Here is a 15,428-nt window from a genome sequence, read left to right on the forward strand (position 1 = left end):
AATTTTTTGGTAAAGAACATTGACTGCAATTTTTCTAGAGCAAAACAACTCAACATTGCCAACAGCATGGCATAGGCTGTCTCCCATTTGGCAAGGGGGAGAGGAAGTTATTCAAAAAAGTCTGCCACACTCACAGTTAGCACCACCGTGGCAATTATTACTTTTAGGTGACGGCTCCCCTACCAGGCATTTACAATTACTCACAGGTGAACCCACAGAAGTGGATGTAATTGATATGTCTTTGATTGGCATGAACTCAGATGAAGCTCCAGAACTGATTCAAGCTGTACCAGGCCCAAGACTGCGGCGACAGGTATGGTTACGCACAGCTTCGGGTCAGCGATTAGGTTATGCCACTTCGTGGTGGGAAGCTAGTCATGTAGATGAATTTTTGCAAAATCGTTCATTACCAATTTGGGCGAGTTTAGCCCGTATCCGTACAGAGTTATATCGGGATATTCAAGGCATTTATTATGGTAATTCGGCTGCATTAGAGTCCGGTTTTGCCGTATCTGGTCCTTTTTGGGGTCGTCATTACTTGTTTTGGCATCACGGACAGCCTCTGACCTTAATATATGAAGTATTTTCGCCCTATTTAACCAAATATTTGGGAGCTACGACATTGAGTGTGGGTGATGAAAAAGATCAATCTAGCTCCTAGATAGAATATAGAATCAAGTGCAGTGTAGGATATCTCTGGTTTGCAGGTTTTTCTAGTTAGCTATAATCTCGAAGTGCTGGGAATGATGGATATATCTCAGGGAAACAGCTTTGAAACTCCCTAATTGCAAGGGTTTCATGATCTGTTTTTGTTCTGACATTCTTGGCGGTTACTATTATTTGATTTATTTGTAGAGGAACTACCCCAAAAAACTAATCTGCTAAATTCAATCAAGTATGAGGATAGGTTTCAATGGCTTTGCCTATTGTGTCTGTTAGAAAAAAAAAGAAAACTCAGAAACCCTCTCTGCTGCTGACACTATTGGCTGCTGGATTATTAATTTGTGTGGGCAGTGTATCATACTGGTTTTTAACTCAGAAGCAAATATCTTTGAGAGGCTTACCAGTAGGTGCAAATATTATTCCTGAAGATGCCCTGTTTTCCCTTTCTTTAACTACTGATGCTCAACAATGGCAAAAATTGCAGGAGTTGGGAACAGAAGAAACCCAAGCGGTAATTAATCAAAATTTAGTCCAATTGCGCGATCGCTTTCTCACTAATAATGGTTATAACTTTCAGAAAGATATCGCTCCTTGGGTGGGAGATGAAGTTACCTTAGCGATTTTGTCTGCACCAACAACTTCTCCACCGCTCAAACCAGTAGATGATGAGGGTAATAGGCCTAGCGCTGACCAGTCGATGTTGATGGTATTACCCATAAATAACCTAGAAGCAGCGAAAAACATTTTAGCGTCGCCCAAAACTCTCAAACAAGGTGAATGGACTGAGCGCACCTATCAGGGAATTACTATTAAACAAAGTGATAATCAATCAGGGGAAACCCTTTCAGCCATATTACTAGATGAACGGTTGTTAGTGATTACTGATCACCCCCAAGCGACGGAACAAGTAATTGATACATATCTAGGGGAAGCATCCCTGGCAACTGTAGGTGGTTTTAGGGCTAATTTTTCTAAAATATCCAGTTATCGCCCCTTTGCCCAGTTGTATGTAAATGTACCAATGGCTGCGAAAATAGCTGCGGCGGCTCCTAATCGTCCTTTACCTGCTCAGGTTTTAGCTCAATTGCAAAATAACCAAGGTTTAGCCGCTTCTATGACTTTGGAACCAGCAGGAATACGCTTAAAGGGAGTTTCTTGGCTGAATCCTCAGAGTCAGCGTGTTCTGATGGTGGAAAATAAAGCGGGGAAGATGCAAGATCGTGTACCGGCTGAAACTTTAATGATGCTTTCTGGAGGGAACTTAAAACGGTTTTGGGAAGATTATGTTTTGACATCACAACAAAATCCTCTCTCACCGATATCACCAGAACAGTTACGAGGTGGTGTGAAGTCGCTGACAGAGTTGGATTTAGATCAAGATTTTCTCAGTTGGATGCAAGGTGAGTTTTCTGTTTCAGTGATTCCTAATAGCGTCAGTAATGATGCTACTCAAGATTTCCGTGCGGGTTTGTTATTTATGGTACAAGCAAAAGATGCCGCTAATGGGCAAAGCCTGCGGGATTCTGCGGAAGCATCTTTGAAAAAGCTGGATGAGGTGATGAAAAGCCAATACCAATTTCAGATTCAATCGAGTACGGTGGCTGGTCAACCAGTGGTGAATTGGATTACTCCTTTTGATACTTTAACTGCTAGCCGTGGCTGGTTAGATGATGATATTGCTTTTTTAGTTCTGGGCGCTCCCATTACAGATAAAATCCTTCCTAAACCTGATAGTACCCTAGCTAACAGTTTGCTATTTCAAAAAACGGTTCCTAGAGAACTCAATCCGATTAATGGGCAGTTTTTTGTGGATATGGAAATGGTGGTGAAAAATTTTACTCTCAATACTTTGTTTCCTGAACAACAAATTTTTCTAGATGCTACTAGCTCAATTGGGGTGAAATCTGCTGTTAGTGATAACCGCAGTAGGCGCTATGAGGTTTTTATTGTTCTCAAACAAGGCGATAGTTCAGCAGTTTTGCCTAGTTCTCTAGAGGAAAGTGGGAGGAGACCATAAATGAGAAAGTGCTGACTGACGGGAAACCATGTCCAATGCGTCTCTAAACGGATAGGATCAGAAAAGTGATCGATTAACTAGGGAGAAGACTTTATGAATCTGGTTGCACTCCAGAACTGGTTGGACAATGCCACGTTTGCTGTATTATTTCTCACCATGCTGGTGTATTGGGGAGGTGCTGCTTTTCCTAATTTACCTACTCTGGGGACTTTGGGGACTGCGGGGATGGCGATCGCCAATTTGTCTATTGCTACTTTACTAGGGGCGCGATGGATAGAAGCCGGCTATTTTCCCTTGAGTAACCTGTATGAATCCCTGTTTTTCTTGGTTTGGGGAATTACAGCTGTTCACCTGTTTGCTGAAAATACCAGTCGTAGCCGCTTAGTCGGGGTTGTAACTGCACCTGTAGCAATGGGGATCACTGCTTTTGCTGCTCTGACTTTGCCATCAGAAATGCAATCAGCAGAACCTTTAGTACCTGCGCTCAAGTCTAATTGGCTGATGATGCACGTCAGTGTGATGATGTTGAGTTATGCCGCTTTAATGGTGGGATCATTACTTGCGATCGCATTTTTAATTGTGACTCGCGGTCAAAACATCCAACTACAAGGCAGTTCTGTAGGTAACGGTGGCTATCGCTTGCACAAAGCAGGTGAACTAATTTCACCGCCCACAACAACCCCAGTAGAAAATAATGGTTTTTCTCGCCTAGAAACTAATAACAATGGCAAGGGTAATACTGCGGTTTTAAATTTAGTCCCCGCTACTGAATTTTCTTCTGTAGTCACTACCGACGACTTACTCACTCCCCAACGCCTCAGCCTGGCTGAAACTCTTGACAATATTAGTTATCGCGTCATTGGACTAGGATTTCCCCTCATAACTATTGGCATTATTGCCGGTGCAGTTTGGGCTAACGAAGCCTGGGGTTCTTACTGGAGTTGGGACCCTAAAGAAACGTGGGCATTAATTACTTGGTTAGTTTTTGCGGCTTATCTTCACGCCCGCATCACTCGCGGTTGGCAAGGTCGTCGTCCAGCAATTTTAGCCGCCAGTGGCTTTGTTGTGGTTTGGATTTGTTATTTGGGAGTGAATCTTTTAGGTAAAGGTTTACATTCCTACGGTTGGTTTTTTTAATCCAACTCAACCCTCTAATGTCACAGTGTACACACGAATCATTAAATTAATCAAAATACCGAGGCAAACTCCCTATTATCGGTGTTTATCCGGCGATTAATTTTCTACCTCAAGGAAGAGTATTTAGACTTGTGTATACACATTAGCAAGGGTTCAAGACATTTCTGGTGCTAACCACAAAGCAACATTACGCACATAGGCTTTAATATCTTCTAAAGCCCGTGGTTCTGTTTTCATCCGATCTCCCGGTGGTTCATCCACAAATGTGGGACAGCCCTTGTTAATGTCCCAGTTGTAATCTACAAAGTGATGGAAACTGGAGTTAGCTACTACCCGCCCTACTTGATTACCTTGTGGGTCTGTATAGTTGTCTAGTGCTACAACTAGATTAAAGTCCCTACCTGTAGCCAAACTTTTTCCTAGTGCAATGACTCGCGCATTTAGTTTTTCTGGATGCACTCCAATACCACCCTCGTGGGGATGGGTGGGAAAAAATTCAATATATCCAGAAGGAGAATGGGGATTTTTTAAAAGTTCATGAATTGGTTCTACCGGCATAATTTTTTGATAATCACCGTTAGCTCCAGAATAATAGTTAGGCCAAGAAATATAAGTTGTATGTGGATCATCCCGACTCCAGCGAGTGTTATCAGGATCGGGATTTTTGGTATTGAAATAATGAAGATCCCCAATGTCAACTAAACCGCACATTGAACAGCCCATATCCTGATGATCCCGTGTGGTGAGGATTCCACTTCCACGTTAATGAAAGGCATTAATGCCAGCAATATCTTTTTCTGTTAATCCATCGCCAGTATCTAAGGCAAATAGCCAAAGTTGATCAAAATTAGATTCCCCTAGTGTACTCAAAATTGGGTCGTTACCCTCTGCATCTGCGTAGCGATCGCGTGCTTCGACTGCAAACAATGAATTTCCCGCTTCATCTTGAATAGATGCCAAATAATCCTGTAACAAAGAAAACCTGAAAATACTCCAGTCATCTTCAGTGGTAGGAATGGTAGTTTGCAAAAGAATACGAATTGGTTTGATCATCGGTTCCGTAATTTGATTTTTGAGCCATTGTCATGAATTTAAGCAGATTTAGGTAACGTGAACTAAATGTATTCACCTTTTGCCTTAAATTCCCTCACAAACCGTTTTCAGCGATCGCATCTGATGGCACAATATTTGTGACAAATCATGAAATTGGCCAGATTGTTCGCATTACTCCAGATGGTAATCAGCAGATTCACGCCAATGTTGTCCGACTTGAAGTTGGGAAAGCTGGGTATGTCTTTTAGTAACTTGCTTTTGAATTGTAATAGAGACTTAACAATGTCCTTGAGTATTAAATATTTGGATGAAGCAAATGTACGAGAGATATCTGGGTGGAATTATGACGCACCTTATGATTACTACAATTTAAACCCCGACGAAATTGAACAAAACACACACTATTTTCTCAATCCTCAGAATAACTTTTACGGTATTTTTGAAGAATCAAGAAAGTTTATTGGTTATTGTAGTTTTGGTGAAGATGGTCAAGTACCTGGAGGTGATTACAGTACGCCAGCGCTGGATATCGGCATGGGTATTTGCCCAAATTTAACAGGGCAAGGTCGGGGGTGCTATTATGTTGCAGCAGTTCTAGATTTTGCTCAACAGATGTTTGATCCTCCTATTGTGCGGGTGACGATTGCGGCATTTAATCAGCGCGCCCTCCAGGTATGGTATAGAGTGGGGTTTCACACTGTTGATAATTTTGAGCATCAATACCAGGGTGTGCCTTTTGTGATATTAGTACGAGAAAATGAGCGTGTATTAAAAGACTATAGAAAATGCCAGATGGCAACATAACTAATTGAAATGGAACAAGAAGATCACATTGTCACCGTTGTCATTTCACAAATTGTCAAACCAGGATGCGAAAGCGCTTATGAGACTTGGTTGAAAGATATTACCAGTGTTTGTGGGACTTATGCTGGCCATTTAGGCACAAATGTAATTCGCCCACAACCAGGTGTGCGTCCAGAATATGTAGTTATTTTCCGGTTTGACGGCTATGAAAATTTGAAGGTATGGATGACATCACGCGATCGCCAATATTGGCTGACTCAATCTCAAAATTTAGTGCAATCTGACCCTTATATTGAGCAAATTAACGGATTATCAGCTTAGTCTGTGTCTAATAATTTACTCTTTCATTCTATTTTTACTTTTAATTTAACTACTAATTGTCAAAACAAAGGAAGACAGATAAAATGTAATCACTGAATAATTAAAGTAAATTCAACTCATATTCAGGTATTTATTGGATCAGTGAGTTAATTAATACATTTAATTAAATAGCATCTATTGCATAAAATTATTATTTATTGGGGCTGAACATCTATCTCTATGGAAACTATAGACTTAGTGATAGGAGATTGATATGGAAAATGCATTTGAGCGCCTAAATCATGATGAAGTTGTGTATGTAGAACCAGAAAATTTTAATAATTTAGATGTTTCTGGCACATTTAAAGTCCATGATTTAATTTCAGCCATTAAAAAATATTTGGGAGCAGAAGGAACAACTGAAGAAAATTTGTATGGAAAGGGATTAGATTGTGAAGTGTTAAAATTTAGCGCCGAGGGATGGACGAAAGGCAAAGTGAGACTTTCTTTGGAATTTTGTCCTGATGAACCAGAATTTCCCTTGGCGGAAATTTATCAACAATTTGAACAAATGCAAAGTAATAATAGCTAACCAACTTTTAAACACTTCTGGCACTACTATAATAAGAAATATAGCTGAGGACTGGGTTAAAATCTTTGTAGTGTCTAAGTTTTATGATCCTTTGATGTCTAAACCTCCTCGGCGATTTTTATATTTGGGTTTATCAGTGGTTAATTAACAACAATGGTATGGACTGCTTTACACGCAAAAATTCATCGTACCATTCGCTCCCGCCAGTTATTTGAGGATAATCAAAGGTTATTAGTCGCGGTTTCTGGTGGTCAAGATTCGCTGTGTTTAATTAAGTTACTATTAGATTTACAACCTAAATGGGGATGGAATTTAGGTATTGCCCATTGTGATCATCGTTGGCGTGAAGATTCTGAAGCGAATGCTGATCATGTGGAAAAATTAGCTAAAAGTTGGGGTGTATCTTTTTATTTAGCCACTGCGAAGGTAGCCTTAAATAGTGAAGCGGCGGCTCGTGATTGGCGGTATAAATCTTTAAGTGCGATCGCGCAAAGTCATAATTATCAGTATATTGTCACAGGACATACTGCCAGCGATCGCGCCGAAACACTGCTATACAACCTCATGCGCGGAACTGGTGCTGATGGTTTACAAGCCCTGACTTGGAAGAGAACACTAAAGGCGGATGTTTTACTCATCCGCCCACTTTTAGAAATTACTCGGACACAAACAGAGAAATTTTGTCACCAGTTTAATCTCCCAATGTGGGAAGATTCCACGAATCAAGATATTAAATATGCCCGTAACCGGATTCGCCAAGAATTAATCCCCTATTTACAAGCAAACTTTAACCCCAAACTTGAATCAGCCTTAGCCCAAACAGCAGAACTATTGCAAGCGGAAGTGGAATATTTAGAACAAGCCGCTCACCAGTTAAGGGAAGCAGCAAGCGGGGGAAATGACCATCAGATCCGATTAAATCGTCACATATTACAAAAAGAACCCTTGGCGCTGCAACGTCGCGTCATGCGACAAATATTACAAAAGATGCTATTTGATGCTCCGAGTTTTGATCATATTGAAAAATTAACAGCTTTAATTACAGCACCAAACCGTTCACAAACCGATCCATTTCCTGGTGGTGCGATCGCCCAAGTCCAAGACAACTGGATCTGCTTCATCAGTCCCCATCTGACTTCAGAAGACTGACTAAGAAGCCAATAACTCTGATTGAGACATCAAACCTTGGAGAGTGTGACGCATTTCATTAATAGTCTGGAGTTGATGATCACCACTTTCCTGAACCTCAGCCAAAGAATCCGCAATTCCTTGCAGCTTATGTCGTAAATCCTCAATAGAATCTTGAATTGGTTGTGATACCTCTTGATAAACATTTACGTGACCCCAACATTCGGCGACTTCAGTTCGCAGGGATAACAAACTTGCTTCTATCTCCTGACATTCTTGCTGCTTCTGATTTTGATCTTCAGTTTGATGCTCAATCATCCCTTGATCCATTTCAATAGCAGCACTGAGTTCAGAAATTTCATGTTCTAACTTTTGTACTTCTTCTGACTGTTGTTGCTGCTGCGTTTTTATCTGCAACAGAACCGGACTTAAGTCAACATGAGGATCTGCTTCGATGTCAGTAACATTCTCGCCCTGTCGTCGGAGCAGGATATTTTCATGCTGCTTAATCAACTTTTCCCGTTGTACTAAATTGCGGCGTTGTCCTACCAAAGTTTTGTTTAACATCTGGTAGAGGTCTTGTTCATCCTCCAATTCCGTTTCCAAACTAATTTTCTCTTCGTCACTTGCTTCCTGGATTTTCTTTTGTAAAGTGTCTATAGTTTCCTGCTTATATTCCAGTTCTTGCTCTTGATCCTGGACAAAACTAGAGTCCATTTCCAACTTCTGCATCAAACCCTGTATGACCTGTTGTAGTTCTTCTACAGACATACGTTCAAGAGCATCTACATCAACCTGCTGGATGAGTAGCATATCACCGGAAGTTGATGATAAAGAACGAATTTGCTGATGTAACAAATCCTGATTTTGCAACTGTTCCTTAATTATCCGAACATAATCTTGCTTAATAACCAGAATTTCCCTGTTTGCTGTTAACTGAGCTTTTTGCTGATTGAGCAAATCCTGCGCCTCTTGCCAGGCATTTCGGCGATCGCTTAAAGTTTCTAACAAACGCTTAATTTCAGCTTCTTTTTCAGCCGCTAGAGTTTTTTTCTCCTCCAACTTTTGCCAATTGGAATTTAAACTAGCTTGCTGGCTTTCCACTAACTCCAAAGCTAGATTCAAGTGTTCCCGCACACTTTCCGTAGGTACAACTCGATGAGACAAACGCTCTAGTAACTCGCTCATCACCCGACTTTGCTCCTCATCCAAAACCTGTCCTGACTGAGAATCTGCTTCGGACTCCTCTAAGCGGCGTTGCTCACCCCGCAAATGCTCCCAAGCCCCCTCTAATTCCTGACGGTTACGCTCAATATCAGCTTGTAACTGTGAAATCTGCTCCCGTTTTGTCTCAACTTCCTGTTTTTGTGATTCTAGGCGTTGAAACTCTTCCTCCATTTGTTGTAACTGTTCTAAACGAGCCTCCATATCCATTTCACGGCGATTCATTTCCTGCGCCTGAAACGTTAGTGACTCCTTCCATTGATCAATTTCATCTTCCTTCAGCTTAAACTTTTCCAACTGGCGGGAAAAAGTTTGCAACATATTAACTAACGGCCGTCCAGCTTCTTGAATCCGTTGTACTTGACGATTCGGATTCAATTCCACCAGCACCAGTGCGCCATCATTTAATTTACTAGCGTCATCAGCTGTAATTGCGTCTTCCGAAACAGGACTCCAATTCTGGTCGGTTCGCTGACACGCTAGCAGTTTCAGTTCGGTTTTTGGTCCACCACTGAGTAAGCCGCCTTTCTGCTTTTGTACTTCTGCTAAATACAGCACACCGTTTGTCCTCTTGTGTACTTGATGCCCTTATTTGGGGGATATACCTGAAATAATTTTACTAATTTGTCTTAATTTAACCTAAATTGAACAAAGACAGAAACAACTTCATATACACGTGAGATCAAAGTCTTGAATATTTCTTGATAATTTATAGAAATAATTTGCTCATCAGCTTATATTTTCTCCTGATGGCGGTAATCATGACTTCCGTGTTATCACTAGGTTTAACCAACTATTTTACAAATCTTTACCGATTCTAGCTATATTTAGCTACCAATGGGGACTAATTGTCACAGAAATCATATTTTCAGTAGTAATACCAGATTCATCTGCTAAAAAAGTAGAACCTTTCATCACTCAGATGAATAGACCATGCCAATAAAATTTTTAGGAGAGCCTTTAAAATAAATGCACGGCAACTTACATGAAATAGATATTCGCAGCATCCTACAACTAATTTCCTTGGGACAGCGAACCGGACAACTATTGGTAGAAGCCTGTTTTGACACTCAAGATCAACTGACAAATTACAACACAGCTAAGAATCACCAATCATTAAACACTGAAAAACAGTTTTGGTTTGTCTTCTTTCTCAACGGTGAAATTATCTACTGTCAACAAGGTGACACTAATTTGTCACGAATTGATGACTATTTACATCATTACCGCATTGAAAAGCAGCTTAATGAACAGCAACTTGCATCTCTAGGTTCAGAGAATGCTCCAGAATACGGATATCTTTGGGCATTATTAGAACGGAATATCATCGAACCCAAAATAGCCCATCGTATTATCCACAGGTTGGTAGATGAGACACTCTTTGATCTACTGAGCTTACATCAAGGTACTTTCATTTTTCGCCAGGGCGCGACCCTTACCCCACAGTTAACCAGCTTAGAAATTCCACCTTTAGTATATAAAATTACTCAACAGATCCAAGAATGGAAACAGCTTTATCCACATATTCAATCTGCTGAACAATTGCCCATCCTAGCAGATATGGTGAAATTGGAATCTTCACTACCAGCAGAAACAATCAACAAGCTACAGCATTGGGCAGATGGGAAAAAAACCCTGCGTCAACTAGCTCGCCATCTTAACCGAGATATTTTAACAGTGGCTAAAGCTATATATCCATACGTAGAGCAAGGCTGGTTACAGATTGTATACTCAACTGCCAACACATCCCCATTAATCAGGGCAAATACGGCAATCGAACACCAGCATCAAAGGAGAGTAGTCTGTATTGACGATACAAAAACTGTCTGTGAAACCGTAGAGTCTATTCTCACATCACAAGGATATGAAGCCATATCTTTAACCAATTCGCTAGAAGCCATTAACCTCATTTTTAAACTTCAGCCAGACTTAATCTTATGTGATATTGCGATGCCAGATTTAGATGGCTATGAAATTTGTTCCATGCTGAGGCACTCTAGAACATTTCAAAATATACCGATTATCATTCTAACTGCCAATGATAAATTCATAGACCGAGTGAGAGCGACGATGGTCGGAGCCACGGATTATTTAACCAAGCCCTTTGGAGATACTGAGTTGCTCATGCTTGTGGAAAAATATATCACTGTCACTCCTTCCCTGCGAAAATCTACAATATGTAACATTGATTAGGTTTAACCTCTAGTTTTGGGTAGTCTAAGTTCAAGAGATTCAGTAATTTAGGAGGCGGATGTGCCTAAAATCTTGGCTGAAACAACCCCATTAAAGACGAATAGGAGCGGAAAATCCCATGATTGCTATGTAACAATATATTTTCACCCAGTCTGATCAGGGAACACCCACAAAATGTGATACTAACTGATACCATAAAATTAGAGACAAAAGACATTGTTAAAGAATCATTTGACTCCAGTAGCAGGTTATTATTTAGTACATTAGTGAAACAATAATAAAATTAATTTATACACTAAATATTTTCGGGGAGCAGGGAATGTTCCAAGCAGGAACGTCTACATCAGGAGAAAAATAGGGATTATATGAGTACAGTTCTGATTGTGGAAGACAGTATCGCACAACGGGAGATGATTACAGACCTCCTGGAACAAAGTGGTTTAATAATCACCCACGCCCATGACGGAGTAGAAGCATTAGAGGCGATTCAAACTGCCCCTCCGGATTTAGTGGTACTGGATATTGTGATGCCCCGGATGAATGGTTATGAAGTGTGTCGGCGGTTAAAAGCTAACCCCAAAACCCAAAACGTCCCTGTAGTCATGTGTTCTTCCAAAGGTGAAGAATTTGACCGCTACTGGGGTATGAGACAAGGTGCCGATGCTTACATAGCTAAACCGTTTCAACCAACTGAATTGGTGGCAACAGTCAAACATCTGCTACGAGGATAAAAACGATATGGTCAGTAAACCGGACTTTTTAAGTGGTAGTGGTCAAGATCAGTTTCGGCCAGAACTGCGCGTAGAAAGTCCTGAAGGTGAATTACATTTGAGATTTTATATTGCCTCCCACCAGGAGTTTGCTCTACCTGCCACTGGTATCCGGGAGGTCATGGAACTAAGTCCTGATAGAATCACTCCCATACCTAATGCTTCTCCTTTACTTTTGGGTACTCTAAATTTACGAGGTAGAGTAATTTGGGTAGCTGATTTAGGTCAATTCCTGGGTGAAGCAACGCCATTAAACACAGATAGAGCAGAAATTCCGGTAATTTCTATTGAAGAACAAGACATAATTGTGGGTTTAGCAGTAGAAAAAATTTGTGGCATGGACTGGCTGGATATCCAGAATTTAATGCCGCCAAGTAATTTACCGGATACTATGACTCCGTTTTTACGTGGGGAGTGGTTAATAGATGCTGATAAAAAACAGTGCTTAAGACTGCTAGATCAAATGGCAATTTTGCGGAGCGCGAGGTGGGCAGGATGAAATTGGGAGGGAGCAAATGCCAGCTAGTTTAAACGATTATCTAGATTCATATAAACAGGCTTGTACAGCCTACGCACAAGAAAACTATGAGGTTGCTGCCACTTTAGTTGATGAAGTGGTGAAAAATGTACCAGATGACCCTAATTGCCATTTGCTACGGGGTCATATCTACTACGTTTTGCAACAGCACGATGTAGCTAAACAAGAATACCAAAAAGTTCTAACTCTGTCTGAGGATAAAGAAATTGTTGGTTTCGCTAATGAAGGTTTAGAAAGAATCAATGTATACCAAGAACCAGCAGAGACAGAACTTGGGACTGAAGAAACTGAAGAGAATTATCGCCAGGAGTCAGTAAGTTTCACAGAAGATTTTGATCTTTTAGATTCAAATCCACCAAAATTAGAAGATTTGGGGGTGTTTCCTGATTCAGGTGGTAACAGCTTTGAATTGAATGGTTTGGATGAAATTCAGTCCTTGGAACTAGAAGAGCTAGGGTTAAATAATCCCTTTGAGGTTTCTTCTGATCAAACCCCAGAAGCAACGATAGCTTTCAGCGCCGATCCTTTTGAGTTTGATGAAAGCCAAAACGGTAAAGTAATCCATGCTAACACTAGCGATGAAGTGGAATTAGATTTACCAGTGTTCTGGCAAGAGGAAGTTGGATCATCTGGCACAGAAGAGCCGGAAATTAGCGCAGAAATTAGCAATAATTTTGCTGATTATGTCACCCATGACTCTGAAGAAATGTCGCTAGTTGATGATCAAAATATCAATATTGAAGCTCTTTCAGAAACGAATTTTTCGACGATTAATAGTTTTGAAGATGCTACTGAGCCTTTGGTTTCCCTGTCGGATGAAGAGCCACAAGTGGCTGATTTTGTCTTGACAACAGATGGCGAGGAAGATGAAGATTTACTAATTCCAGAAGATGATTTTAATGATGATTCGATAGAAATACATTTGAGTCATGATCAGCAAAATAATTTACCTCATGTTGACCAAAATAATTGGTTGGAAGAAATAGAAAATGAAGAAAGAATTGCTGAAATATCTGCAAACTCAACTTTAAATGGGCGATATTCTGTTCAAGATGAGGAGATGGTAACTGGTGGGGATTTAGATATACGGAACTTTGAAAGTGATGATTTTGATGATTTTGAGACATTTAAGTCCGCTTTTGGTTCCGATGAAGAACCCACTGGTTTGCTGAGAGATGAAAATTCTCAGAGCAATATAGACTTTTTAGATGATTTTGATGATTTTGATGATTTAGAGAATATTCCAGGGTTTGACTTAGGAGCAGCAGATTCTAGCTTTGGTGATGTGACTATCCTTTCGGGTTCACTGGATAGTGATAACCTCCAAAGTCAAGACAGTGGCTTAAATTCTAAAAATCGATCTCGCAACACAGAAGCGGCTCCTGTAGGTGAGGACAGTACTGAAAGGAATCGTGACGATGAGCTATTTTCCATCACAGGCTCCCATAATGGGGTGCAACAAGCAGTTCCAACATTTACTGACGGCGATGCATCGCAGCTAGAACCGAATGTTACTGTCGAGCAAGGCTGGTTAGGATTTTTAGAGAATGCTTCTTTAGATAAGAAACCCTTGTTTTTAGGAGCCACAGTGGGGGTTTGTTCCGCATTAGTTGTAGCGGTGGTGAGTTTTGCAACTACCAATTTTTCTCCACCAGAACAACGGGAAACGGTGAGGAATACTGGTTGGGCAATGGCTGCTGCTGCGGGTTTTGCGGGTGCTGGTGCAGCTACGTTTATGGGTAGTTTGACATTAAAGCAAATTCGCCGCACTACTAAGGATTTGCAAGCTCAGTTTGATGCAGTGCGCCAAGGTAATCTGAATGTCCAGGCTAAGGTGTATTCTGAAGATGAATTAGGGCTGTTGGCTACTGGTTTTAATGAAATGGCGCGGGTGATTTTTGTCACCACATCGGAAGCTCAACGGAAAGCGGAGGAACAGGAAGAAGCGAAGGAAAACCTACAACGGCAAGTAATTCGCCTGCTGGATGATGTGGAAGGCGCTGCTAGGGGTGATTTGACGGTGCAAGCAGAAGTGACAGCCGACGTATTGGGAGCGGTTGCTGATGCCTTTAACCTGACAATTCAAAATCTCCGGGATATTGTCCAACAAGTAAAAGTGGCAGCAAAGGAGGTAACAAAAGGTGCAACTAATTCGGAAACTTTTGCTAGAGCTTTGTCTAGTGATGCTTTGCGACAGGCAGAAGAGTTAGAAGTAACTTTGAAATCGGTACAGGTGATGACTGAATCGATTCTGAGGGTAGCAGTAGCGGCGCGAGAAGCAGAAATTGTGGCTGGTGATGCTAGTGCGATCGCCCTCAAAGGTGGCGAAGCAGTGGAAAATACTGTGGCAGGGATTTTAGAAATTCGGGAAACGGTAGCAGAAACTACCCGGAAAGTGAAGCGGTTAGCGGAATCTTCTCAAGAAATTTCTAAAATTGTGGCATTGATTTCTTCTATTGCTTCTCGGACCAATTTACTAGCACTCAATGCCAGTATTGAGGCTGCAAGAGCAGGTGAATCAGGTCGTGGGTTTGCCATTGTTGCCGATGAAGTGCGTCAGTTAGCAGACAAATCTGCCAAATCCTTAAAGGAAATTGAACAGATTGTGATGCAAATCCAGGGGGATACTGGCTCAGTAATGACCGCAATGGAAGAAGGCACACAACAGGTAATTAAAGGAACTAGATTAGCAGAAGAAGCCAAGCGATCGCTGGAAAATATTATCCAAGTAGCGAATCGTATTGACATTCTGGTACGCTCAATTACCAAAGATACCGTAGAACAAACGGAAACATCCCGTGCCGTCGCTCACGTTATGCAATCGGTGGCACTAACAGCCCAAGATACTTCCTTGGAAGCCCAGCGCGTTTCCGGAGCCTTACAACTTTTAGTAGGTGTTTCCGGGGACTTGATATCCTCAGTAGAGCGTTTCCGCGTGGAAACCCTCGATTCTAGGTAATTAATTAGTCATTAGTTAATGACCAAAGGCCACTCAGCACTCACTACTCA

General features: G+C 41.2%; 11 protein-coding genes and 3 pseudogenes. 12 read left to right on the forward strand and 2 right to left on the reverse strand.

All coding sequences use genetic code 11. From position 1 onward, the window contains the following. Positions 1-19 precede the first annotated feature (19 nt). The 3 genes from ACM0OP_RS07835 to ccsB all read left to right on the forward strand — a co-directional run bounded on the left by ACM0OP_RS07835 (position 20) and on the right by ccsB (position 3,817). Positions 20-661 carry a chorismate lyase gene (locus ACM0OP_RS07835; RefSeq protein WP_414527834.1) on the forward strand — a complete coding sequence of 214 codons (642 nt, stop codon included), beginning with the start codon at positions 20-22 and terminating at the stop codon, positions 659-661. Positions 662-913: 252 nt separating this feature from the next. Next, positions 914-2,680, forward strand: coding sequence for a DUF3352 domain-containing protein (locus ACM0OP_RS07840; RefSeq protein WP_414527835.1), 1,767 nt, complete (start codon positions 914-916; stop codon positions 2,678-2,680). A 93-nt stretch (positions 2,681-2,773) separates the two neighbouring features. Then, positions 2,774-3,817 (forward strand): c-type cytochrome biogenesis protein CcsB, encoded by a 1,044-nt coding sequence (gene ccsB / locus ACM0OP_RS07845; protein ID WP_414527836.1) that lies wholly within the window; start codon positions 2,774-2,776, stop codon positions 3,815-3,817. Positions 3,818-3,970: 153 nt separating this feature from the next. On the opposite strand, the pseudogene ACM0OP_RS07850 reads toward ccsB, so the two are convergent. Then, positions 3,971-4,870: pseudogene (locus ACM0OP_RS07850) on the reverse strand (hypothetical protein). A gap of 110 nt (positions 4,871-4,980) precedes the next feature. On the opposite strand from ACM0OP_RS07850, the pseudogene ACM0OP_RS07855 reads away from it, so the two are divergent. The 5 genes and pseudogenes from ACM0OP_RS07855 to tilS form a co-directional block, all read left to right on the forward strand. Continuing rightward, positions 4,981-5,079 (forward strand): annotated as a pseudogene (locus ACM0OP_RS07855) (gluconolactonase); the annotation flags it as partial. A 28-nt stretch (positions 5,080-5,107) separates the two neighbouring features. Next, positions 5,108-5,674, forward strand: coding sequence for a GNAT family N-acetyltransferase (locus ACM0OP_RS07860; RefSeq protein ID WP_414527837.1), 567 nt, complete (start codon positions 5,108-5,110; stop codon positions 5,672-5,674). Positions 5,675-5,683: 9 nt separating this feature from the next. Further along, positions 5,684-5,992: pseudogene (locus ACM0OP_RS07865) on the forward strand (antibiotic biosynthesis monooxygenase); the annotation flags it as partial. Positions 5,993-6,248: 256 nt separating this feature from the next. Further along, a complete protein-coding gene (locus ACM0OP_RS07870) occupies positions 6,249-6,566 on the forward strand; it encodes a KGK domain-containing protein (RefSeq protein WP_414527838.1) in 318 nt (105 codons plus the stop codon). Positions 6,567-6,719: 153 nt separating this feature from the next. Beyond that, complete coding sequence (gene tilS / locus ACM0OP_RS07875; protein WP_414527839.1) at positions 6,720-7,715, forward strand: tRNA lysidine(34) synthetase TilS; 996 nt, start codon at positions 6,720-6,722, stop codon at positions 7,713-7,715. Here tilS and hmpF read toward each other — a convergent pair whose 3' ends face one another. Continuing rightward, positions 7,716-9,476 (reverse strand): pilus motility taxis protein HmpF, encoded by a 1,761-nt coding sequence (gene hmpF / locus ACM0OP_RS07880; protein ID WP_414527840.1) that lies wholly within the window; start codon positions 9,474-9,476, stop codon positions 7,716-7,718. It lies immediately after the preceding gene. 411 nt (positions 9,477-9,887) lie between these two features. Here hmpF and ACM0OP_RS07885 point away from each other — a divergent pair, with 411 nt between their 5' ends. From ACM0OP_RS07885 to ACM0OP_RS07900, 4 genes are all read left to right on the forward strand, one after another. After that, entirely contained in the window at positions 9,888-11,111 is a 1,224-nt protein-coding gene (locus ACM0OP_RS07885; protein WP_414527841.1) for a response regulator, read from the forward strand. Between the two features lie 365 nt (positions 11,112-11,476). Beyond that, the gene (locus ACM0OP_RS07890) at positions 11,477-11,842 is read left to right on the forward strand and encodes a response regulator transcription factor (RefSeq protein WP_414527842.1); all 366 of its coding nucleotides are present in this window, start codon (positions 11,477-11,479) and stop codon (positions 11,840-11,842) included. Between the two features lie 7 nt (positions 11,843-11,849). Next, positions 11,850-12,380, forward strand: coding sequence for a chemotaxis protein CheW (locus tag ACM0OP_RS07895; RefSeq protein WP_414527843.1), 531 nt, complete (start codon positions 11,850-11,852; stop codon positions 12,378-12,380). 16 nt (positions 12,381-12,396) lie between these two features. Beyond that, the gene (locus ACM0OP_RS07900) at positions 12,397-15,378 is read left to right on the forward strand and encodes a methyl-accepting chemotaxis protein (protein ID WP_414527844.1); all 2,982 of its coding nucleotides are present in this window, start codon (positions 12,397-12,399) and stop codon (positions 15,376-15,378) included. The last annotated feature ends 50 nt before the right edge of the window (positions 15,379-15,428 follow it).

Source organism: Nodularia chucula CCY0103 (assembly GCF_963923915.1).
GTDB classification, from domain to species: Bacteria; Cyanobacteriota; Cyanobacteriia; order Cyanobacteriales; family Nostocaceae; genus Nodularia; species Nodularia chucula.